The 22947-nt window shown below is 62.8% G+C and carries 19 protein-coding genes; 11 read left to right on the top strand and 8 right to left on the bottom strand.

Annotated features, from left to right (window positions below):
- Window positions 1-8 precede the first annotated feature (8 nt).
- Window positions 9-2891, bottom strand: coding sequence for a winged helix-turn-helix domain-containing protein (locus N551_RS0107810; protein ID WP_027566482.1), 2883 nt, complete (start codon window positions 2889-2891; stop codon window positions 9-11).
- Between the two features lie 353 nt (window positions 2892-3244).
- On the opposite strand from N551_RS0107810, the gene N551_RS0107805 reads away from it, so the two are divergent.
- The gene (locus N551_RS0107805) at window positions 3245-4228 is read left to right on the top strand and encodes a helix-turn-helix domain-containing protein (protein ID WP_027566481.1); all 984 of its coding nucleotides are present in this window, start codon (window positions 3245-3247) and stop codon (window positions 4226-4228) included.
- A gap of 81 nt (window positions 4229-4309) precedes the next feature.
- On the opposite strand, the gene N551_RS0107800 is transcribed toward N551_RS0107805, so the two are convergent.
- Window positions 4310-6631: a molybdopterin guanine dinucleotide-containing S/N-oxide reductase gene (locus N551_RS0107800; protein WP_027566480.1), complete on the bottom strand. Its 2322-nt coding sequence runs from the start codon at window positions 6629-6631 to the stop codon at window positions 4310-4312.
- A gap of 328 nt (window positions 6632-6959) precedes the next feature.
- Here N551_RS0107800 and N551_RS0107795 point away from each other — a divergent pair, with 328 nt between their 5' ends.
- A complete protein-coding gene (locus N551_RS0107795; RefSeq protein WP_027566479.1) occupies window positions 6960-7310 on the top strand; it encodes a RidA family protein in 351 nt (116 codons plus the stop codon).
- Window positions 7311-7379: 69 nt separating this feature from the next.
- On the opposite strand, the gene N551_RS35225 is transcribed toward N551_RS0107795, so the two are convergent.
- The 4 genes from N551_RS35225 to N551_RS0107770 all read right to left on the bottom strand — a co-directional run bounded on the left by N551_RS35225 (window position 7380) and on the right by N551_RS0107770 (window position 12147).
- Window positions 7380-8588 (bottom strand): multidrug effflux MFS transporter, encoded by a 1209-nt coding sequence (locus tag N551_RS35225; RefSeq protein WP_051462638.1) that lies wholly within the window; start codon window positions 8586-8588, stop codon window positions 7380-7382.
- Window positions 8589-8768: 180 nt separating this feature from the next.
- Window positions 8769-9944, bottom strand: a complete 1176-nt coding sequence (locus N551_RS39205; RefSeq protein ID WP_245287740.1) for a helix-turn-helix transcriptional regulator — start codon at window positions 9942-9944, stop codon at window positions 8769-8771.
- A 412-nt stretch (window positions 9945-10356) separates the two neighbouring features.
- Window positions 10357-11115, bottom strand: coding sequence for a methanethiol S-methyltransferase (mddA, locus tag N551_RS0107775; RefSeq protein ID WP_027566476.1), 759 nt, complete (start codon window positions 11113-11115; stop codon window positions 10357-10359).
- A 129-nt stretch (window positions 11116-11244) separates the two neighbouring features.
- Window positions 11245-12147, bottom strand: a complete 903-nt coding sequence (locus N551_RS0107770; RefSeq protein ID WP_245287739.1) for a class I SAM-dependent methyltransferase — start codon at window positions 12145-12147, stop codon at window positions 11245-11247.
- A 209-nt stretch (window positions 12148-12356) separates the two neighbouring features.
- Between N551_RS0107770 and N551_RS0107765 the strand changes: the two genes are divergently transcribed.
- The gene (locus N551_RS0107765) at window positions 12357-13307 is read left to right on the top strand and encodes an AraC family transcriptional regulator (RefSeq protein WP_027566474.1); all 951 of its coding nucleotides are present in this window, start codon (window positions 12357-12359) and stop codon (window positions 13305-13307) included.
- Between the two features lie 640 nt (window positions 13308-13947).
- Window positions 13948-14730 carry a Crp/Fnr family transcriptional regulator gene (locus N551_RS0107755; RefSeq protein WP_027566473.1) on the top strand — a complete coding sequence of 261 codons (783 nt, stop codon included), beginning with the start codon at window positions 13948-13950 and terminating at the stop codon, window positions 14728-14730.
- Here N551_RS0107755 and N551_RS0107750 read toward each other — a convergent pair.
- Window positions 14705-15664 carry a hypothetical protein gene (locus N551_RS0107750; RefSeq protein ID WP_245287738.1) on the bottom strand — a complete coding sequence of 320 codons (960 nt, stop codon included), beginning with the start codon at window positions 15662-15664 and terminating at the stop codon, window positions 14705-14707. The genes N551_RS0107755 and N551_RS0107750 overlap by 26 nt on opposite strands.
- Before the next feature lie 12 nt (window positions 15665-15676).
- Entirely contained in the window at window positions 15677-15964 is a 288-nt protein-coding gene (locus N551_RS0107745) for a hypothetical protein (RefSeq protein ID WP_027566471.1), read from the bottom strand.
- Between the two features lie 354 nt (window positions 15965-16318).
- Between N551_RS0107745 and N551_RS0107740 the strand changes: the two genes are divergently transcribed.
- Genes N551_RS0107740 through N551_RS0107710 form a run of 7 tightly spaced genes read left to right on the top strand, consistent with a single transcriptional unit; the run spans window position 16319 to window position 22834 of the window.
- Window positions 16319-17419: an inositol-3-phosphate synthase gene (locus N551_RS0107740; protein WP_027566470.1), complete on the top strand. Its 1101-nt coding sequence runs from the start codon at window positions 16319-16321 to the stop codon at window positions 17417-17419.
- Window positions 17419-18015, top strand: coding sequence for a histidine phosphatase family protein (locus N551_RS0107735; protein ID WP_027566469.1), 597 nt, complete (start codon window positions 17419-17421; stop codon window positions 18013-18015). The genes N551_RS0107740 and N551_RS0107735 overlap by 1 nt, the downstream gene beginning before the upstream one ends.
- Window positions 18012-19115 (top strand): glycosyltransferase, encoded by a 1104-nt coding sequence (locus N551_RS0107730; RefSeq protein WP_027566468.1) that lies wholly within the window; start codon window positions 18012-18014, stop codon window positions 19113-19115. Before N551_RS0107735 ends, N551_RS0107730 begins: the two co-directional genes overlap by 4 nt.
- A gap of 2 nt (window positions 19116-19117) precedes the next feature.
- Entirely contained in the window at window positions 19118-19927 is an 810-nt protein-coding gene (locus N551_RS0107725; RefSeq protein WP_027566467.1) for a nucleotidyltransferase family protein, read from the top strand.
- Entirely contained in the window at window positions 19924-20691 is a 768-nt protein-coding gene (locus tag N551_RS0107720; RefSeq protein WP_027566466.1) for a TIGR04290 family methyltransferase, read from the top strand. The genes N551_RS0107725 and N551_RS0107720 overlap by 4 nt, the downstream gene beginning before the upstream one ends.
- A complete protein-coding gene (locus tag N551_RS0107715) occupies window positions 20688-21641 on the top strand; it encodes a beta-xylosidase (RefSeq protein WP_027566465.1) in 954 nt (317 codons plus the stop codon). The genes N551_RS0107720 and N551_RS0107715 overlap by 4 nt, the downstream gene beginning before the upstream one ends.
- Complete coding sequence (locus tag N551_RS0107710; RefSeq protein WP_027566464.1) at window positions 21629-22834, top strand: phosphopentomutase; 1206 nt, start codon at window positions 21629-21631, stop codon at window positions 22832-22834. Before N551_RS0107715 ends, N551_RS0107710 begins: the two co-directional genes overlap by 13 nt.
- Window positions 22835-22947: the final 113 nt, after the last annotated feature.

The following is a 22947-nucleotide window of genomic DNA, read 5'->3' as shown; positions in this document are numbered from 1 at the left end:
CGACCTGGTCAGGCCGCCGGCCCGTTCAGCATATGCCGTGCTGCAATGAGATCGGCGGTCTCGAAACCTTCGGAGAACCGGGCATAGGTTTGAGCGAGCTGTGCGAGCGGATTTTGTACATGCTGCCGGATTCGAAGCCGCGCCAGCGACATTTCGGCTCGCAGCCGCCAGGACAAGGCGCCCTGCTGTTCGGCAAGCGAGATCGAGGCGACAAGATCCGCCTCGGCCGCGTCGGGATTGCCGCCAAGGATCTCCAGCTCTCCGCGCAGGCGGAGCAGCTCGGGCAGGTCGAAGGCGCCGCCTTCCTGTTCGACCCGAGCAATGGATTCGTGAAGAACCTGAATGCCTTCCGTCAATTGTCCCAACGTGACCAAACCTTGGGACAGATCCGCGGCGAACGCCGAGGCATAGAGTTCGTAGCGATCGGCATGCAGGCGTGGAAGCGCACTCCGCATTAGGTCGACGCCGCCGGCCACCTCGCCCCGGGCGATCATGCTCTGTGCCCGAAAACCCGTCGCGACGGCTTCGTAGGGCACGAGTCCGTGCATGCTCGCATGCGCCGCCAGGCGATCGGTCATGGCCTCGACTGACGACCAGTCGCCGAGCCAGCCGAACACCGAAGCGGACCAGCATAATGCGATACAATGCATGACCACGTCATGCGGCGCCGAAGCGCCGACGAGCGGCCGGACGCATTCGAGCGCGCGATCGGGAAAGCCGCGCAGCCATAGGACGCGCGCGAGCGGAATCTGCGGTGTGCGTGAATAGGCGAAATGCCCAGGTTGCGTCCCGCGGAGCGCAGCGTCGTCGCGCAGGCCCTGGTCGAGATGGGCTTGCGCCTCGGCCTGGTCTCCGGCGAGGTGATATGACACGCCGAGCAGCGCTTTGCTCCCGGCGATGCCCGCGGTATCGCCGATCAGACGGGCAATCCGCTCGGCGTGAAGCGCAGTCGGCACCAGATGCCGATAGCGACCGGTCCGGCGGTAGAACATGTTGAGCCGGGACAACAGCCTGAATGTGTTGGCGTGATCGGAAAGCGCTTCCGCTATCTCCAGCCCGCGCCTGAGCGCCGATTCCGCCTGCTCGCTGTTGCGCTCGGTGAACATGAAGGCGTGACCGAGCGTCGACTGAAGTTCGAGCTCCCATGCGCCGCCCCGGTCGGCCTCGTCCAGCATTGCGAGTGCGCGATCGGACCAGATGCGGGCCTCGTTCAGCAAATTGAGTTCGACGAACAGCCTTGTGCAGCTGCCGGCGAGCGGCACGCGCAAGCCGGCGCCGTCGTCGTTGGCATAAGCCCATTGCAGCGCAGCGCGGGCATCGGCGAGCAGGCTCGCGCGTTCCTGCAAACGTGACGCATGATCGCTGCCCTCCTTGTCCCTCATGCCCGCTTCGAGCGTGCATTGAACATAGAGAGCATGACGATGCGCGATCTGCGCCAGCTGTCCGCCGTCGGCCAGTTTCTGCAGGGCATAGGCACGCGTTGCGTCGAGCAGGCGATAGCGCCGCGATGCGCCGTCCGGCTGGGTCGAAACCAGCGACTTCACCACGAGTTGCTCCAGGGCCTCGACGACGCGATCCTCCGCCATCTCCGCCCCGGCCGCGACTGCTATCGCGCCCTTCAACGTGAAGTGACCTGCGAAGACGGCGAGGCGCTGAAATACGATCCGCTCGCTCTCGCCGATCAGACCGAAACTCCAGTCGAGCGTAGCGCCGAGCGTCTGCTGCCGCGGCGGCGCCGTCCGCCGCCCGCGCCATTCGAGCTGCAGCCGGTTGTCGAGCAGCGCCGCCATCTCGCGCAGTCCATAGAGACCGACACGTGCGGCAGCCAGCTCGATCGCCAGCGCGATGCCGTCGAGCTTGCCGCAAATCCGGGCCAGGACTTCGGCATCCTCGTCGGTGATGTCGTCGCGATGCCCCGCCGCGACGGCGCGATCGACGAACAGGCGCACGGCGGGATAGGCCAGCACCTCGCCGGCACTGAGACGGGTGCCCTGCGGCGGACCAGGGAGCGAAACGAGCTCGAAAATCTGCTCGCCTTCCACCAGCAGCGACTCGCGGCTGGTTGCGAGGATGACGATGCCGGGCGCCTCCCGGTAGATGTTTTCTGCAAGGCGCGCGACCTCCTCGATGACGTGCTCGCAGCTGTCGAGCACGAGAAGCAGCCGGCGGCCGCGCAGGAAATTGACGATGCTGGCCGAGGGGTCCTCGTGGTGCACGACGAGGCCCAACGCGGCTGCAACCGTGCTCGCGACCAGCGCTCCGTCCTTGAGCGGACCGAATTCGAGGAAATGGACCTTGCCGTCGAAGCTATCGCACATCTCGTGCGCGAGCGCGGTCGCAACGGTGGTCTTTCCGATGCCGCCCGGCCCTCGCAGCGTGACGAAGCGATCGCGGAGCAAGCGCGCTGCCAACTCGGCCACGGCGTCCTCCCGCCCGACCATCCGGTCCAATCGGCGCGGTAGCGACGGTGGCGGCGCGGCCCTTTCAGGCACACGCGACGCCGGTGTAGCCACCTCCGCGCGCCCGCCACGCCGCACGGGCGCGACAAAGCAATAGCCCCGGCCCGGGATGTTGGTGATGTAGCGGGCACCATCCTTTCCGTCGCCGAGCACCTTGCGCAGCTCCGCGACATGGACGCGCAGGCTGACCTCCTCGACGGAAAGTCCGGACCACGCATAGCCGAGAATTTCGTTCTTCGGGACCACTTCGCCGGCGCGACTGACCAGCAGGCGCAAAATATCCGTCGCGCGGCTGCCGAGCCTGACCGGCAAGCCATCCTTCTCCAGCAGCCGCGACCGAAGCGAAAATGGCCCGAACGCGACGGCATCGAGATCCAGAATCGTTGCGGCGTCGCTGCCGCGGGGGCCATGTCCTGCCGAGAGCTCGGTCATTTCTGACTCATCCTGACGTTCGCTCCTTCGAAATGCGGCGCGACTATACCCGGCACCGATGCGAGGTCCAGCGAGGGCAACGCATGGAACTCACACCGCCGCATCGATCTCCTCGCGACGTCCGGCGCTCTCCTGAGTCGGATCGAGAATGCGCAAATATCTGATAAATTGTACAAAAAGGACGCTTCCTGAGACGGGATGCCGCACCTGATGCGCTCCCACAAAAACTAACACATCCTAATCACCACTAACGAGCTTGCAGGTCAGCTCACGCCTATCCTCTCAACATGGAAAGCAGGGCTTTGCACGTTTGCTGGTTGCAAACAGCGGAGAACGCCCGGAGAGGACGAACGATGTTAACCAATTTGCAGGCAGGTGATGCCTGGATTGAATTTCCGGGCGCGTCGGGGGATTGCGAGCTCCCCCGGGCAACACAGGCGATCATTCGCGAGCATCAATGGCGTCAGGTCGATCCGCGCACGGGCGCGGTGGCAGAGGACATCGCGATCTCGCGATGGGAAGACCCGCGGAGCACCTCGTCGCACCAAGCGACGACGCCTGAGGATCGCTATTTCGTCGGCATCGCCCTCAAGACCACGCGGGCGAAACTGACCCGGGATCGCCAAGTCATTTTCGACGGGACCATGCCCGCGGGCACACTGTATCTCACCGCGCCGTCGAAGCCCCTTGCCGTGCAATTCCAGTCGCCATGCGCCTTCCTGCACATTCACATTTCCGCGGACCAATTTCCGGCACAATTTTCCGGGACCGAGGGATTGAATGATCTCGTCCTGTTGCGCGATCCGCTCGCAGCCGAGCTTGCCAAGGCGCTAATCGAACTTGGCGACGCCGCGGACCACGATTTTACGCGCTGCATCGGTCAAACCCTTGCGATGCATCTGGCGCGCCTGGAATTGCCACGCGCCAGGGTCAATGCCTTGCCGAAATGGCGACTGCGGCGCGTCGAGCAATATGTCGCCGATCATTTCCACCGCTGCATCAGCCTGTCCGAACTCGCCAACGTCGCCGGCCTGTCCAGAATGCACTTTGCGGCGCAGTTCCGCGTCGCGACCGGTTACCGGCCCCGCGAATATCTTCTCAATCACCGGATCGAGCATGCCAAGATGCTGCTGGCAACCACCGACCGGCCGTTGGCGGAGATCGCGCTTGCGGTCGGCTTCAGCACGCAGGCGCATTTTTCGACCGTGTTCAAGCGCATCAGCGATCAATCGCCGGCACGCTGGCGCCTCGCCAGCAAGGGCGAACGGCGAGAGGTGCAAGCACTCCCGCCGCGTCGTCCTTCTACGGAGAGAGACTGGATCAGCGCAGCCGCGTGAACATTCGCTCGCGCCCTCATCCTCCCGGGCCTGCGAGCCACTCGGGGCTGTCCCTGCACCCACAGGGCGGCCCCTTTTTTTCTACACCGGATCGAAAGCCCGGATCGGCGGCAGATTGCCGGTGAACTTCTCGACCTCGACTGTCGTGAGCTGGCCGGTGCAGCCCTGCGCGAAGGACGAGGTGCCGACGTCACGTGTGAGCACGTTCGGGTTGCCGTGCACGCAGAGCGGCGCGTCGTCTTCGGGGTCCATCGGGTCGTACCAGGCGCCGGTCGGGAGCTGAACCACGCCGGGCGCGATACCGTCGGTGACGTGAACCGCGGCGAGACAGGCGCCGCGCGCGTTGAACAGCCGAATGATGTCGCCGTGCTTGATTCCGCGTGCGTCTGCGTCCTGCGGGTTCATGCGCGCGACCTCTCGGCCGCGATGTTTGCTTTGAAGCGAATGTCCACCGAAATCGAGCTGACTGTGCAGACGCGTCACCGGCTGGTTGGCGACCAGGAAGCATGGCGCCCCCGGCTTCGGCATGTCGGACTTCTCCAGCCAGACCGGATGGCCCGGGCAATCCGCATCGCCATGACCCGCGATCTTGGCAGAGAATATTTCGATGCGACCGCTCGGCGTCGGCAAAGCGTGGTTGACGGGATCGTCGCGGAAGCGGCGCAGCCGGCCGCCGTCGTCGGGCTGTTGCGGCACCACCAGGCTGCCCCGCCGCCAGAACTCTTCAAAGCTCGGCGCCTCCAGGCCGCGCGCTTCGAGCGAGGCGCGGGTCGGCTCATAAAGATATTCCAGCCACTGCCGTGACGTCCGGCCCTCGGTAAAGGGTTCGCGCGCGCCGAGACGGTCGGCGAGATCGGCAAAGATCTCGTAGTCGTCGCGCGCAAGGCCGAACGGCACGGCGATCCGGTGCATCGCGACCATCAGCGGATCGTTGCTGGAATAGCCGATGTCTTCGCGTTCGAGCGTCATCGTCGAGGGCAGCACGATGTCGGCATGCCGGGCCGTGGCAGTCCATGCGAGCTCGTGCACGACCAGTGTGTCGACTTTCGCAAACGCCTTGCGCAAGCGATTGATGTCCTGGTGGTGATGGAAAGGATTGCCGCCGGCCCAGTAAACGAGGTGGATATCCGGATAGGTGCGCGTCTCGCCATTGTAGCGATAGGTACTGCCGGGATTGAGCAGCATGTCGGCGATGCGCGCCACTGGAATGAAATCGCGGACGGCGTTGCGGCCCTGCCCCAGTGTCGGCCCCGGCACGTCGTTGACGCGGCGGCCGTAATAGCCGATCGCCCCCAACGAATAGGCGTAGCCGCCGCCGGAGAGGCCGATCTGGCCGAGCGCTGCCGCCAGCACCATGCCCATCCACACCGGCTGCTCGCCATGCTCGGCGCGCTGCAGCGAATGAGAGACGGTGATGAGCGCACGCTTGCCGGCGAGCCGGCGCGCCAGCTTGCGGATTGTATTCGCGTCGACGCCGCAGATCGCGGCGGCCCATTCGGCGTGCTTGGGTTGGCCATCGCTCTCGCCGGTGAGATAGCGCAGGAAGACCGGCCATCCCTCGGTGTAGCGATCGAGGAAAGCCTGGTCGTGCAGGTTTTCCGCGACCAGCGTATGAACGATGCCGAGCATCAGCGCTGTGTCGGTGCCGGGCACGCATATCATCCATTCGGCGCCGGCCTCGACCGGCAGGTCTTCGCGCAACGGGCTGACCAGGATGAACTCGCAGCCGCGGCGGCGCGCGGCTTCCATCGCGCCGCGCTCGACGTGCTTGCTGATCGAGCCGCCTGCGACCATCGAGTTCTTCAGCGCCATGCCGCCGAACGCCAACACGACGTCGGTATCAGCCGCGATCTGCTCCCAGGTGACGTTGCGCTTGGTGATGTCCTCGTAACCGCAGAGGATCTGCGGCAGCAGCACCGAGGACGCACCGGAGGAATAGGAGTTCACCGAGCGCACATAGCCGCCCAAGGCGACGTTGAGGAAGCGATGCACCTGGCTTTGGGCGTGGTGGAAGCGGCCCGCGCTCGACCAGCCATAGGAGCCGCCGAACACCGCGCCGGGGCCGCGCGTGTCACGGATGCGTGCCAGCTCGTCGCCGAGCAGATCGAGCGCCTTTTCCCAGCTGACGGAGACGAATTCGTCGCGGCCGCGGCGATCGTCCGGACCGGGACCGCGTTCGAGCCAGCCGCGGCGGATCGCGGGTTGGGTGATGCGCGCCTGATGACGCAGCGCGCCGGGAAAATTGTCGATGATGCCGTTCGGATCGGGATCGCCCGCATAGGCCCTGACCTCGAGCCCGGCCTCGCCTTGACGTGCCGAGAACACGCCCCAATGCGAGGTGTGCGGCTTGAAACCGTCGGAGAGGTCGAGGCCGGGGTCGGGGAAGCCAATCGTATCGTCCATCGTCGCATTCCTTGTTCCGGTCGGCGCGGTCCCGGCCGTACCGATGTCATCCGGATAGCAGTATAGCGATCCGCTCTTCGATGTCGTCGAGTCTGGGCCGGCGAAAATGCCGGGCGCTCGTGCAAAGACAGATTGGCGAACATTTGCATGGACGACCGGCGGCGATTTTTCGACCAATTTGTACTTTTATTTTCAACGCGTTAGCCGTCTGCATTCAGAGCTGTGCAGGTCCGTCTTCCGACAAGACCTGGCGCGAGATCTCTTGCGACGACACTGACATTGAAATGTGCGATATCCCGGCCCGTCACACAGCAACATCGGTCCCATCATGATCAAGCGCGTCTTGCCCTACGAAGGTCTGCTCCACGAAGTGGTCGAGCATCATGGCGTGCTTTACATCGGTGGCATCGTCCCCGAGGACACGAGCCTCGACATGTCGGGCCAGGCAAACGACGTCCTCGGGCAGTTGGCGCAGTTGCTCAAGACCCTCGGATCCGATCTGAGCAACGTCTTGCAGGTGACCATCTATATGACCAGCCTCAGGGAGAAGGCAGAGTTCAATGCGGCCTGGAAGGCGCATTTTGCACAAGCTCATCTGCCGGCGCGCGCCGCAATCGGCGTGGCCGATCTCGGTCCCGGTGTCAAACTCGAGATCACAGCCGTCGCCGCTCGACCATAGTGGCATGCCAAGGCGCCGCAAAGAACCTCACACCAAACCCATTTTGTTCTCGGCAGGATCCACCTCAGATTAGCGCCGCTTGTGAAGGATAACCGCCACCAGCGACGTTGCTGTCAGCACGATTCCTAGCCCGACGGCCGGATCGCTGGCGACAATCGCCGCGAGAGAGGCACCGCATGCAGCGCCCGCCATTTGCGAGAATCCGAACAGGGCTGCGGCGATACCGGCCTTGCTGCCAAACGGCGACAGCGCTGCCGCGCTCGACAGCGGGCTCACCACTCCGACGCCGAACAGAAAGACGGAAGCCGCTAACAGAAATGGCAGCAGCGCGCCGTTCGCGAGCAGCACCGCGCAAAGCAGCCCGACGCCTCCGAGGACGGTTAATCCCAAACCGACCGACGTCGCACGGCAGGTACCAACCCGCGCCGAAAGCCTAGGCGCCAGCATGCCGGCCGCAAACACCAGGAAGACGACGCCCGCAAATAGCTGACCAAGTGTGATTGGCGAGAATCCAAACAATTCGAGCAGCACCCGCGGCGCGCTGGAGAAAATCGCGAATAGACCGGCCATCACCAGTCCAGCGGTTCTAGCAGGCGCAACGAACCGGCGATCCCGAACAAGCTCCAGATAGGCCCCGGCAATTTTGAGCGGGTTCAGAGAACGACGCGCGCCGTCATTGGTTTCGCCGACGAAGGTCGCATAGGCCAAAGCCGTGCAGAGCGCGAAGGCCGCGACAAAGGCAAATTCCGAGCGCCAGCCAAAGAATAGATCGAGCACACTCCCCAGCAGCGGTGAAAAGCCTGGGGCGGCCGCGGTTGCCATTGTGATCGACGCCATGACCTTTGCAAGTGCCTGGCCATCGAACAGATCCCGGGCGATCGCACGTGAAAGCACCGAAGCCGCACATGCGCCGCAAGCCTGCATCGATCGGCCGATCAGCAGGCTCGATAGATCGCGCGCGAAAGCGCACCAGATCGTACCGGCGATGAAAATTCCGAGTCCTATCAGGATCGGCATGCGTCGCCCGAACCGGTCCGACAGCGGGCCGGCGATCAATTGCCCTATGGCGAAAATCGCCAGAAAGATCGTGAAGGCCGACGTGACCGCCGCGCTGGATACATGCAAATCGGCCGCGATGACCGGCAGCGAAGGCAAGAAGATGTTGGTTGCAAGAATGCCTGTCGCCGCCAGGGCACAAATCACTATTCTGCGCGCCGCCGCCCCTGCTTTACGCCCATGCCCCGCCGCAGAAACCGTGCCCTCGACGTCAATGGACATGCTGCGCTCCCAACTCCTGTCCAGATGCGGCGAGGCAGGGACGCCTGATCACCTACCCCACTGCGTGCCGGCGGGACGCATGCCATCCTGAACAACCGCTGCTTGGGTGTCGTCCTGCGAACGTGGGAGGAGCGCGCAAATATTTGCTGCTTCTGGGTGCTGCAACGAGCGACCTCTCTCCTATTCGGCCAGCGGCGTCGTATAGCCTGCAACCAGCTTGACGAGATCCGCCTGGCGCGCGGCACCTGTTTTTTCAAACAACCGGCTGACATGCGTCCTAACCGTGCTATCCGCGACCCCGAACGCCATAGCAACCTCGGGAATGCCACCGACCTCGACGACGGCCAGCAACACGCGAAGCTCGGTCGGCGTCAGCTTGAACGCGCTGCCGATGGCTCCGGGAACAGAAGCGACGGCCAGCGACGCCTTGCGAACGAAGAAGGCCACCGTGGCGGTGTAAACAATACCGGCCCGCCGACGCGCGCCTGACGTGAGCGGCAAAGCATGGGCCACATAGCGGTCACCCTCCCTGCCGGTCAGCGGCACCGCGATGCCCCTTATACCAAGTGCGGCATCGCCCTGCCCCGCGGTGGCGAAGACATCTCGTAGGGTGCGATCGATCTGCGGATCGCTGGCGACCAGCCGCCCACCCACCGAACTCAAAATATCGCGGGCGTCGAGAATGGCATTCCCGGCCGTATTGGCGTGAATGAGACGTCCACCGGGATCGACGAGATACATGCCGGCACCGAGCCCGTCCAACGTGTCAACGAACGTCGCGAGTTCAGCGGCCTTGAACTCGAACATCTTCCCGATCACGACGGCACGCCTGACATGCGGCGCTATCAGCCTCATTTGCCGGCGCGCCTGCTCGTCTACGATCCCATTTCGCCGGTGGCGGAAGACCCCAAAAATGGCTGTGCTGACCGTGGTTCTGTCGACAACCGCGCTGACGAAATCGACAAGCCCCTGGGGCTCGGCCCACTGCCGGTATAGTTCACTCTGGGTGAGTGCTGCGAAGGACATCAAATCGGTCGTCGCGACCGGCTGTTCGAGGTCACCGAGAAAGTGACCCTCCGCGGAGGAATAAATCTGCCGAAAAAGTTCGACCCGCAACGGCACGTCAAATCCGAAGCGATGGGGCACCGTGGCGTGTTGAACACCAATGTCTTTGCAGAACAGCCCGCCTCCCGCGCCGCCAACGAATTGCACGATGCTGACGATGGCGTCTTCCCAACGAGAGGGATCGATTGCGGCATCGTAGATGACGCTGATCAGGTCGCTCAGTTGCTGCTGATCATCTGAATTGTCTTGCGACGATTCCGAAGCCGACCGCGGATGTGAAACCCTGTTCATTCGACGACGCGCCCCGGTATGAGGATAGCTATGAAACAACTTTAAGCTTTTCCGCTGATATCGAGCCGGTGTCGCGCTCAAATCATTTTGATCGTGTCCCAGCGGGGCCGCGGGGAATATCGGCCATCCTTCAAATGGAGGATGATCAGTGCGATCGGTGACATCTTGGCCGGACGCTTCAGGTTGAAAATGAGTTGATCAGAACGCGATGCGCACGCCGCCCCGCCCGTGTCGATACGGCTGCGAACGGACAACGCGCCGCCCTGGAACCCCGCCAAATAGCGCGACACTTGGCGCGGACGCGGCAATCAAGGCCTGCCCGGCAAGTGCCAGTCGCGCATAGCTTGTGCCCAGGCTCTTTCAATCCACCCTGCTTGCTGACTGATTGGCCTGTCTTGACGAGCGTCTTGGGTCAGATGTCGGCGTCCTCGGAAGCAGCGAATCTTCGGCCTGGAAGCGGGACGAGCATGGCCGCATGACGGCGGTAGCGGCGATACCGGTCGCCGAACTGCTGGATCAGGTCGTGCTCTTCCAACTGAATGCCGATCAGAATGTAGGCGGTGATGCCAAGCGAATAGAGCAGATGACCGATCGTCATCGCAGGCGTGGCCCAGACTGCGAGCAGGACGCCGAGATAGATCGGATGGCGGACATACCGGTAGAGCAACGGCGTGCGGAAGCTGGCTTCGGACGGTTGTTTACCGAACAGGCGCATGAACACCTGGCTTAGGCCGAACAACTCGAAATGATTGAGAAGAAACGTGCTGGCCACCAGCACGACCCAACCCAGCCAGAAGATGGCGTCGATTGCCCCCGCCGCGACCGGGTGGCTCACGGTCCAGACCGGCGTGGGGATCGGCTGCCACTGCCAGTACAGCAACAGCAGTGCAAAGCTGGCGAACAGCACGTAGGTGCTGCGCTCGACCGAAGCCGGCACGATTCGCATCCACCAGCGCTTGAAGCCCCGACGCGCCATCACGCTGTGCTGGATCGCGAACAGTCCGATTAGCAGCACATCGATAACAATGCTTGGCAGAACCGGACCAATGGCCCCGGAATCGACAGACTTTGGAACGACCAGGTTCCCGGTGAAGCCAATGAGATAGAGCAACGCGATCAGCGTCACCCCGTAAGCGGCAGTGCCGTAGAGGACCGCAACTAGACCCGCCATCAATCTTCTCCCAGAGAGTTCAATTTTTTTGCATCGATTCGTCAGATCGCGGCGGCTGCGGCGGTGCTTACAATGGAGAGATTTCGAGCAGCGACCGGCGCGGGTACGTCACCCCCGGGGCCGCTGCGGTTATCCCGGATTCTGCGCGGTGACCATCCAAGAGCTTGAATTCATCATCACGCCTTCAGGGCGGACGAATTGTTTCAACTCGTCCTTCAAGGCCGCCACCAGCGTATCAAACAGGCGAGCAGCCTTCGGGCCGGCTTCGCGATAGACTTCTCCTGCGGGACCGATCGCGAGCTGAAACGCGACCGCTTCGTCAAGATCTCGCCCAACCAGGACTTCGGCATCGATCCGTTCGAACCTGATGCCGCTGTAGCCGGCAATCATCAATTGCCGAGTCACGGCCTCGGGATCGGTCATGGAAAACGGTCCGGGGCCGCAGGTTGCGGCGTCTTTCCTGACGGGGGGCAGGTAACGAAGCAGAACCTCCTTCGACAGTGTAAGCCACGGATTGTCCGCCCGTTCGCGCCAGACGACCATCGTCATCAGTCCACCCGGCTTGAGCGCAAATCGCATGTTGCTCAAGCCAGCCGTTGGGTTTTCGAAGAACTGGGTTCCAAAGCGAGAGAAGCAAAAATCATGTACCGGCTCGAACGGATGGGTCTGAACATCCGCTTCGAGAAAGCTGAGATTGGTCACCCCTGCCTCCTTCGCATCTGCTCGGCCGACGTCGAGGAAGGCATTGCAGCAATCGAGGCCGAGGACGGATCCGGCCGGTCCGACGCGCCGCGCAAGTTCAATTGCGGTGTCGCCCCAGCCACATCCCACATCCAGGACCCTGCCGCCGGCTCTGATCGGCAGCGACGGGAATACTTTAGCGCTATGCAGGTGAAGGCCGCCGGCGAGGATGTGCCGCCACGCATTGAATTTCGGAGCCAGTATTGCGTTCCAGAAATCGATATACGGAGTGACGGTTGCGTTAGCCTGCGCGATGCTCATGATCGAGATGTCCGTCTGCTTGGTTGCCATCCGGAACCCCGTCGTGGCGTCCCGCTTTTCCGTTCTTCCGCAACCGGTTCCGCGTCCGCCTGACCGTCTGGACAGCGTCTCAAGGAAACGTGGAGGAATCGGTTGCTTGGCAGTTCATTCATGAGCCCCGTATAAGCGCGGGGACCGCCACGGTGAATGATCGCCCAGCCGGATCAGTTGACCGATCGTCCAAATCTGAGATTAGCCTAATGATCGATCCGCTATCGGAAGTGCTTCGATCGGTTCGCCTGACTGGCGGGATTTTTCTGGATGCGCGTTTCACCGCGCCGTGGAGCGTGCATACCCAGATCGTCGCTGAGGACTGCGGGACTTTCGCAGTCAAACCGTCGCTGTTGATCGCTTACCACTTCGTCATCGCGGGAAAATTATTGCTCAGCGTCGATGGTGAACCCACCATTGAAGTGCGGGCCGGGGAAATCGTACTGCTGCCGCGAAACGATGTTCATACGCTGGCCAGCGACGCGGGTCTGGTACCGACAAGCGCGCGTCATCTCATTCAACCCTCAGTGGATGGAGGGCTGGCAAAAATTCTGCACGGCGGAGGCGGTGAGCCGGCGCAAATCGTGTGCGGGTTTCTCGGCAGCGAGGAAACCTATAATCCGTTGATCGCGGCCCTGCCAAGAGTGCTGAAGCTCGACATTCGCGAGGGCGTCGCACGCGACTGGATCGAGGCTTCAGTGCGATATGCAGCCGGCGAACTGACGGCCGGCAGGTTCGCCTCGTCAAACCTGATGTCTCGGCTTTCCGAACTGCTGTTCGTAGAGGCGATGCGCCAGTATTCCGTGACATACACCGATCAAGATGGGGGATGGCTGAAGGGGATTGCCGATCCGCAAATCGGACGCGCGCTCGCCTCCATTCATCATAACGTCGGGCTGCCGTGGTCCGCGGAGTCCCTCGCGAGAGAAGTCTCGATGTCGCGGAGCGCCTTCGTCGATCGCTTCACAACCCTGATCGGGGTGCCACCAATCCGGTATCTGACCATCTGGCGGCTTCAGGCAGCCAAGGTGAGCCTACGAGAAACACGCAAGCCCATCGACCAAATCGCAGAGGAAGTGGGTTACGGATCCGGAGAAGCATTCAGCCGGGCGTTTAGGCGTGAATTCGGCCTGGCGCCAGCGCGATGGCGGCAACGCTGACAACCCAATTGATTGCACACGCGTCAAGTTTCAGAACGAGCCTCCATAGGGGACGATCAGGAAATGATGCGTCGCCGTCGCGGCGAGAGCCGTGGCGGGTCAAAACCGCCATGGACGGTCGGAATCGCACCTCTTGTCTACCTCGCACAGCGGAGCATGTGACCAGCTGATAGGCACGCCCAGTGCCCTCGGCGTGGACCTGGAGTAGGGGACGCGTCCCGCACGCCGATTTCGGTGCGCACAAACACGCGTAATATCGGCGATGGGTCGAGATCGGCGAAGGCACTCACATGGTTCTACTGGAGAAGAACCGGTTGCAGGCGTTCGACGCGATCAATCAGTTTCTCTCGAAACAGTATGAGCATGACTAGCGCGATCTCCGCGGATCCCGCCGCGAAATCGCTGGGGCTTCGCCTGAGCGCTCCTCGCGCTTCCGGTTCCCGAATCGTCCGATCCTTGAGGACGATCGCATGCGCCGTCTACTGTTCCGGAACCATTTAGACCGATAGTTCCTCCGACTTCCGGGCGCATGCTGGGCAGACAAACAATGACCTGCATGGAGTGAAACTATCAAAGTTTAATGCGCTCTGTCGTTCTCATCGATCAGATTGGGGACGGGTTCTGAGTTGTTAGGCGACCAATGCAGGCAGGATTTGCGTTCTCCAAGCTCGCCGACCGGTTGGCGAGCCTCACTCCCGTAACGGCCGACGATCTCCACCTGCTCGCGGACATGGCAAGCACAATCGCGCATCTAAGTTCGCGTCAGGCCGTTTTGCGGCATGGCGATGATGCCAGCCAGTGCTGTCTGCTCCTTCAGGGATATCTGTCCTGGCAGGATGCAGAGAGTGCGGACGGGCAGATCACGTCAATCCATGTTCCCGGTGACATCGCCGATCTGCACACACTTTATCGTCCTCGCGTTGACGGCAATTTGATCGCGCTCGGGCCTGCCATCGTCGCTCTCGTGCCCCACCGCTTCTTCCACGATTTGTCCGCGCGTTCGCCCGCGATGTCTCGCGCATTGCTGCTGATGCTGCTCACCAGCCACGCCATTCAGCGCAACTGGACAGTGAACCTGGGTAGCCGTGATGCATTGACGCGCGTGGCGCATCTGCTGTGCGAGATCACCACCCGCCTGCAAAGCGTCGGCCTGGCGAGAGATCTCAGGCTGCCGTCGCCCTTTACCCAATCGGACCTTGCGGCAGCATGCAGTATCTCCCCGGTCCACGCCAACCGCACGATTCAGGAGCTGCGACGATGCAACCTCCTGCAATGGCAGGGTAAGACGGTAACGGTCACGGACTGGCCGGGACTCGTGCGGCTCGCAAGATTCGATCCGACTTACCTGGGCATTCAGTCCAGCCGCGACGATGCGTCGTCCTCGCGTCTCAGGCCACTTACGGCGGACCTTGCGCTCGCCTGAGCTCGCTTGAGCCGTTTCGGGCGACACCTTGGAGGCTTGCGGAGCGCGCAATCAGGGCCTCCCGCGCCTCTCCAAGGACATCATCCCAATTGCCCGGTGTCCTCTGATGAAACAGCCGCAGGCTCGGATACCAAAGGGAATGGGACTCGGATGACGGCCAGCGCCAGTCGCAATCCGCATGCAACAAGACCCACGCGTCACAGCCGAGTGCTCCCGCGAGATGAGCCACCATGGTGTCGACGCAAATGAGGAGATCGAGTTGCTGGAGGAGATAACCGAGAACCGTAATGTCAGGCGTACTGACGTCACTTGCGCCGATCTTGGCAAGTTCGCACGTTCCGGCCCCGCGTTGCAGGGAGCAGAGCGTCACGCCGGGAACGGCAAGTTGCCCTAGCAGGGACGGCGGGATGGTCCTTCGCTTGTCCCAGTTGCCGACTTCCCAAACCAGGCCGACGGCAAGAGCTCCAACTTCAAGACCTCGGACTTGCTCGACCGCCGGCGGCAGCGATACGTAAGATGCACGCATCTCGACGTGCTCCCGCCTCGCCCTTATGGCATGCGGCACCTCCATGATCTCGATATCGACCTCGAAGTCGATCTCAGGTGCACCATCATGGAGCGCAAAAGCCCGATCGACGCCTGCCGCTCGCTCGACCAGCGGCAGAAGCTCGCCCTGGCACCAGACCGTGACGCGGCGCGCGACGTCACGAAGCGGCCGCATGAAGCGCAGGAACTGGATGGTGTCGCCGAGCCCGTGGTAACAGCGGACCAGTACATCCTTGCCCCTCAGCTCCTCGCCGCGCCAGATGCGCTGGAGGTGACGAGGCCCGGTATGCTTGGGTGGATACGCAAACGTTGCCAGATCGCGGTCGCTGATCGCCCAGGCGCGTTCGAACTCGCCTGCCCGCATCGCCTCGGTCCAGCTGCCGGACACGTGGTGATCCAGCTAGCGCCGCACGAATTTGTGAAAGCGGCTCGGCTTACCGTCCTTGGTGTGGTCCTGGTGGAGGAAGGCAATGCCGGCCTCGTCGAACTTGGCGAAGAATTCGTCCCAGCTGATCCGGTCGAGACCGTCGTCGGGCGGATCGAAATCGATGCGCAGGATACCGGCGTGTCCGTCCTCCTCCGTGGCCTTGACCGTCGCGGGCTTTCCGCCGCGCTCCTCCGCCCATTTCCGGATGACGTTGTGGCTGGTGGTCTGCTGGGCTTCGCTGGTTTGTGATTTGGATGACATGTGACACCTCGATTCCTGACAAGGAGCGAGCGACGGATCGGCCCTCGCGTCAGACTGTTTCGCCGTGAACGCCGGACGCGAGGATTTGTTCTTTCGCAGGCCGGACTCTCTCAAGCCATCATCTTCTTCATCTTCATCATGAAGCGTTTCGTTCCCGCCAAACTGCCGGGGATTTTATCCCAGGTTAAGCGCGTGAAATTTTTTCGGCCGAAATCCGACGTGAGGCGGACATAGTGCCGTGAGTTCAGGAACGAACATACGTTCCTCACGTTCGCCGACGTACTTACGTCAACACTGCATCTCTTCAACACTGCATGCCTTAGCGCTGCAATGCCTTCCGGAGGGCCTAGATCCATGCATTCTCGTCTTCAGGACAGGCGGCGCGTGCGCGTCGGCATCGTCGGTGTCGGCAATTGTGCGAGCTCCTTCGTTCAGGGGCTTTCCTATTACCGGGACGCCAAATCGAATGAGCCGGTGCCTGGGCTGATGAACGCCGATCTCGGCGGCTACCACATCAGCGACATTCAGGTCGCGTCGGCCTTTGACGTCCATGCCGGCAAGGTCGGACGCGACGTGGCCGAAGCGATCTTCGCAACGCCGAACAACACGCACCGCTTTTCCGACGTCGCGCCCACCGGCGTCGTGGTCCACCGCGGGCCGGTCATGGACGGCGTCGGCCAATATCTCAAGGACGACGTTCCGATCGCGGATGTTCCGGAAGCCGACGTCTCCGAAGTGCTCGCGACGTCGCGCACGGACGTGCTTGTGTCCTATCTTCCGGTCGGTTCGCAGCGCGCGAGCGAATTTTACGCCGCGCGCGCGATCGAGGCCGGTTGCGGCTACGTCAATTGCATCCCGGTCTTTATTGCCTCGAATCCCGACTGGCGGCGGCGATTCGAGGATGCAGGCCTGCCGATCGTCGGCGACGACATCAAGAGCCAGGTCGGCGCCACCATTCTGCACCGTGTGCTCGCCAATCTCTTCCGCGAACGCGGCGTGCGGCTGGACAGAACCTACCAGCTCAACGTCGGCGGCAACACCGATTTCAAGAACATGCTCGAGCGCGAGCGGCTGACATCAAAGAAGATCTCCAAAACCCAGGCCGTGACCAGCCAGTTCGACGTGCCCATGGATGCCGATAATATCCATGTCGGCCCGAGCGACCATGTGCCGTGGCTGACCGACCGCAAGCTGGCCTTTATCCGCCTGGAGGGCACGACGTTCGGCGGTGTTCCCTTGAGCGCGGAAGTCAAGCTCGAGGTCTGGGACTCTCCAAACTCGGCGGGCGTCGTGATCGACGCGGTCCGCTGCGCCAAGCTTGCCATGGACCGCGGGCAAGCCGGCGCGCTGACGGGCCCCTCGAGCTATTTCATGAAGTCGCCGCCTCAGCAGTTCACGGACGAGGAAGCCGGACGGCGAACGCGCGCCTTCATCGACGACAAGGCGTACACCTGATGGCGAAGATCATTCATCTGATCCGCCACGGGCATCATGCCCTGCTCGGCCGCACGCTCTGTGGCCGGATGAAAGGCGTAGAGCTCGATGATCTCGGCTGCGAGGAAATCGCGCGATGTGCCGATACCTTCACGCCGCCGCCGAACATGGTTCAGTCGAGCCCGCAGCGGCGCTGCATGCAGTCGGCCTGCATCCTGGCCGCACGCTTCGGCTTGCCGGTGGAGATCGTGCCGGCACTCGACGAGCTCGACTACGGCGAATGGACCGGACTGTCGTTCGAGGCACTCGCCCGAGACCCCCGATGGTCGCGCTGGAACGAACAACGCGGAACGAGCCGCCCGCCGTGCGGCGAAAGCATGCGGTCGCTCCAGAAGCGCGTCGTCGCCCATCTGGAGCAGCTGCGCAATGATCATGGTAGCGGCACCGTCGTCGCCGTCAGCCATGCCGAGCCGATCCGCGCGGCGCTGCTGCATTATTCCCGGAAAGAGCTCGACGACTTCCTCTCAATCGAGATCGACCCCGGCAGCGTCAGCACCCTCAGCGTGGACAATCGCGGACTCAAGATCACCGGGATCAATCAGCGGGTGCCAGCGTGAAGATCGTGATTTTCGGCCTGACAATTTCCTCATCCTGGGGCAACGGTCACGCCACCTTGTGGCGAGGGCTTTGCAAGCATCTCGCGCGAGCCGGCCACAGCGTCGTCTTTTTCGAGCGCGACGTTCCCTATTACGCCGGCGCGCGGGATTTGCACGAAGTGCCCGGCGGCCAATTGCGCCTGTTCTCGAACTGGGACGATGTACTTCCTTTGGCGCGCAGCGACATTCGTGATGCCGATGTCGCGATCGTGACCTCCTATTGTCCCGACGCGATCGCCGCGACGGAACTTGCCCTGTCCGAGGGCCACGCGGTGCCCGTGTTCTACGACCTCGACACGCCGGTCACGCTGGCGAAGCTCATGGCCGGCGAGGCCGTTCCCTATATCGGGCCGCGGGGCCTGCGGGATTTCGCCCTGGTCCTGAGCTTCACCGGCGGTCCACGCATCTGCAACGAATTTCGCGACAGGCTCGGCGCCGGCAATGTCCGCCCGCTCTACGGCCATGTCGATACGGACACCCATCGACCGGTGTCGTCGCAGCCGCATTACCGTGCGGATCTGTCCTATCTCGGCACATATTCGCAGGATCGCCAGCGCGCGCTCGAGGCTCTGTTCGTCGAACCCGCACGCAACAGGCAGGATCGGCGTTTCCTGATCGGGGGTGCACAGTACCCGGAAGATTTTCCCTGGTCGCCAAACATCTACTTCGTGCAGCACTTGCCGCCGTCTGAGCACGCGTCGTTCTTTGCGTCGTCCCGGCTGACGCTCAACGTCACGCGCCGCGCCATGGCGGAGATGGGCTGGTGTCCCTCCGGCCGCCTGTTCGAAGCCGCTGCCTGCAAGGCCCCGCTCCTCAGCGACGACTGGCCGGGACTCGATGAATTCTTTGTACCCGGCCAGGAAATCCTGATCGCACACGATGCGAAGGACACGCTTGCTGCGTTGACGATGGCCGACGCCGACCTTCAGCACATCGCCGGGCGCGCATATGAGCGGACCATGGATCAGCACACATCCGACAAGCGCGCTGCCGAACTGATTTCGCTGCTCGAGCAGACGGCATCCCTCGGCGCGCGCCGACAGCAACCCGAGGAGGCCTGATCATGTGGGGCATCGTTCCGGCCGCGGGCCGCGGCAGCCGCATCCAGCCGCTCGCCTTCTCCAAGGAGTTGCTTCCGGTCGGAAGCCAACGGGACGACGGCATCGATCGTCCATGCGCCGTCTCCGAATATCTGCTGGAGCGGCTGATCCTTGGGGGTGCCGACAAGATCTGCTTCGTGATTTCCCCCGGCAAATCGGACATCCTCGAATATTTCGGCGATCATTACGGCAGCGCTCAACTCGCCTATGTCGTGCAGCCCGATGCGTCGGGGCTGTGCGATGCCGTGTTCAGGGCGGGCACGGTGGTTGGCCACAACGAAGACATCCTGGTCGGACTTCCGGATACCGTCTGGTTCCCAAAGGCCGCCCTGCAGGCGTTGCCGGCCGCTGACCTGTCGTTTCTGCTGTTTCCGGTCGAACACCCCGAGTTCTTCGATGCCGTCGTGCTCGACGGGGATCGCGTCACGGAGATCCAGGTCAAGCAGCCGGATGCGGCGTCGAAATGGATATGGGGCGCCTTCAAGATGTCCGGCAACGGATTTCGCGAGCTACAGTCGCTGTGGACGAAGCGCGAGCGCCGGGATGAATATTTCGGGACGCTCGTCAACGCCTACATCGCGGCCGGCGGCCAGGGTCTCGGCGTCAAGGCCGGCGAATCCTATGTCGACGTCGGCACCATCGACGGCTACCGGACGGCAATGGCGTTGCTCGCCGAAAGCTCCGTCGGGAACGGACGCTCTCGACTGCTGGCCGGCGGTTCGCCGGAGGCGGCCCGCCCGGCCCACGCAATGAACAATGGAGTGACCGCATGAGCAGAGGCGCCCTCTCCCGCGAGGAAATCCGCCAGCGCGTCGATGCGCTCGGGCCATGGTTTCACAATCTGGACCTGAATGGCGTGCCGACTGCGCCTTCACACTTTCTCGGTGACTATCCCAACGTGAAATGGCGCCGCTTCTCCGGGATCATCCCGGACCGCCTCGAAGGCAAGACCGTGCTCGATATCGGCTGCAATGCCGGGTTCTACGCGATGGAGATGAAGCGGCGCGGCGCTGAGCGCGTCCTCGGCCTGGACACTGACGACGAATATCTCGCACAAGCCCGCTTCGCGGCCGAGGTGAACGGGCTCAGGATCGAATTCCGCAAGATGTCAGCCTACGACGTCGGACAGCTGCGCGAAAAGTTCGATCTCGTGATCTTCATGGGCGTGCTCTACCACCTCCGGCACCCTCTGCTGGCACTCGATCTGATCCACGAGCACGTGGCCGGCGATCTCCTGCTGTTCCAGTCGATGCAGCGCGGCGACAGCCGCGTGGATTGCGTCGACGAGAACTACGACTTCTGGACAACCGATCAGTTCGATTCTCCGGGCTATCCAAAGCTGCACTTCATCGAGAACAAATATGCCGACGACCCCACCAATTGGTGGGTGCCGAACCGCGCCTGCGCCGAAGCCATGCTGCGCAGCGCCGGCTTTGCGATCGCGGCGCATCCGGAAGACGAAGTCTATCTATGCAAGCGGGTAGCAAGGCCGCAGGCGGAAGGTCCGGTCTATCCGTCGCGGGAGACCGGCCGATGATCGAAGCCGCCAAGATCTGGAACGAGCCCAACAACAAGTCGCACTGGGACATCCTGATCGATCCGGATTGGAGCATGTTCGCGAGCCTGGCGCTCGCTGCGGGAAAGGCGATCCGCAGCGCGCATCCCACACTCCCGCGCGTGCTTGGCGGTATATCGCCTATCGATCCGTCCTTCATCCGCAACATGCAGGCGCGCGGCGTGCTCGATCATGTCGATGCCGTGGCCGTGCACGGCTTTCCGCTGGACTGGAACCTGTGGCAGATCGCGGAATGGCCGGCCAAGATCGACGAGATCAAGGCCGTCACTTCCCTGCCGGTGTGGGTAAGCGAGGTGGGAGTCTCGTCCTTCGGTGCCGAGGAGGTGCAGGCCTGGGGACTGACGCGGACCGCCGAGCTGTTGACTGGCCGGGCGCCGCGGATTCACTGGTACAGCCTCTACGATCTTCCTTCGAGTTGGGAGGCGACGACGCGGCACAAGGAAGCTGAAGGTTCCTCCTACTATCGGCATTTCCACATGGGGCTGCTGCGCGAGGACGGCACGCCGAAAGCTGCCGCGGGCCTGTTCAGCCAATATGCACCTGCGATGGGCCTGTGCCAGTGGTTTCACTTCGAGGACCACCGCCTCGATGACGCCGTGCGCTGGATGCGCCGGCTCGGCGTGCAGCATCTCAGAACTGGCCTGTCCTGGGCCGACAGCTTCCGTCCCAATGCGCTCGCCTGGTTCGATCGGCAGATGGACGCGCTAGCCGAGTTTCAGGTCACCGTGACCTTCTGCTTCACCCCCGAACATCGAGGTATCGAGCCTCATCACACCAGCCCGCCGCTCGACGTCAACGAGTTCGCGGATTTCTGCGCACAGATGGTCGAACGCTATTGCGCGAAAACCGGACTCGCGCCGTCCGCAGCGTCTTCGCGCCCGGCCATCTCGGAGCCGACATGCGTGCCCTGATTCTGGTGATGGACTCCGTCGGGATCGGCGCCGCGCCCGACGCCATCAATTACGGCGACGAGGGCGCCGATACTGTCGGCCACATTGCCGAGATGTGCATGGCCGGCAATACCGACGGACCACGCCGGGAGGGGCCGCTTCGGCTACCCAATCTGGTTGCGCTCGGACTTGGCGAGGCTTGCCGTCTCGCCACCGGGCGCGTGCCGCCGGGGCTCGATGGCCGTCCTGAGCATGCGCGATTTGGCTGTGCGAGCGAGATCTCCAAAGGCAAGGACACACCATCCGGTCATTGGGAGATCGCCGGCGTTCCGGTGCCATTCGAGTGGGGCTATTTTCCAAGAACCACGCCGTGCTTCCCGTGCGACCTGATGGAGCGCCTGTGCGAACAGGCGCGATTGCCCGGCATCCTCGGGAACTGTCACGCCTCCGGCACAGAGATCATCGCCGAATTCGGCGAGCATCACATCAGAACGAGCGAACCGATCTGCTATACATCGGCCGACAGCGTGTTTCAGATCGCAGCGCACGAGGAGACGTTCGGACTCGAACGCCTCTATGAGGTCTGCCGCATTGCCCGCGGACTGGTCGATCCCCTCAACATCGGGCGCGTCATCGCACGTCCCTTCATCGGTACGTCGGCAGGTGGCTTCAAGCGGACATCGCACAGGAAGGACTTTTCCGTCCCGCCGCCGGAGCGGACGATCCTCGATCTTGCCGAAAGCGCAGGCCGTGACATCGTCACGATCGGAAAGATCGACGACATCTTCGCTCATCGCGGGACCGGGAGGAACCTGCGCGGCGATGGCAACCAGGCGCTGTTCGATGCCACGCTCAATGGGCTGGCCTCTCTCGCAGAGGGCGGGATGTTGTTTGCCAACTTCATCGATTTCGACACTCTGTACGGCCATCGGCGCGACGTCGCGGGCTATGCAGCGGCGCTCGAAACATTCGATGCGCGCGTTCCGGATCTGCTGAACCGCCTGCGCGACGATGATTTCCTGATCATCACGGCCGATCATGGTTGCGACCCGACCTGGAGCGGTACCGACCACACGCGGGAACAAGTGCCGATTTTGGCATGGAGCCCGCGCTCAACTTCTTCGATCGGCAAGCGCGCCGGATTTGCGGACATCGGCGCAGCGGTCGCTAGGCATCTTGAACTGCGGGCGCCGGGTCACGGCGTGCATTTCTAGCCCGCTGCACCCGGCAGATTCACCTGGGTTATTGATCCAGGTTAGAGAAATATTCGTTTGTAGGTTTCGCAGGAACGAACATTCCTTGCATCGCTTCTACTCCCAAATGTGAC

The sequence above is a fragment of the Bradyrhizobium sp. URHA0013 genome (assembly GCF_000518345.1).
Classification (GTDB): Bacteria; Pseudomonadota; Alphaproteobacteria; order Rhizobiales; family Xanthobacteraceae; genus Bradyrhizobium.
This window is presented reverse-complemented; position numbering and strand designations above follow the sequence as displayed.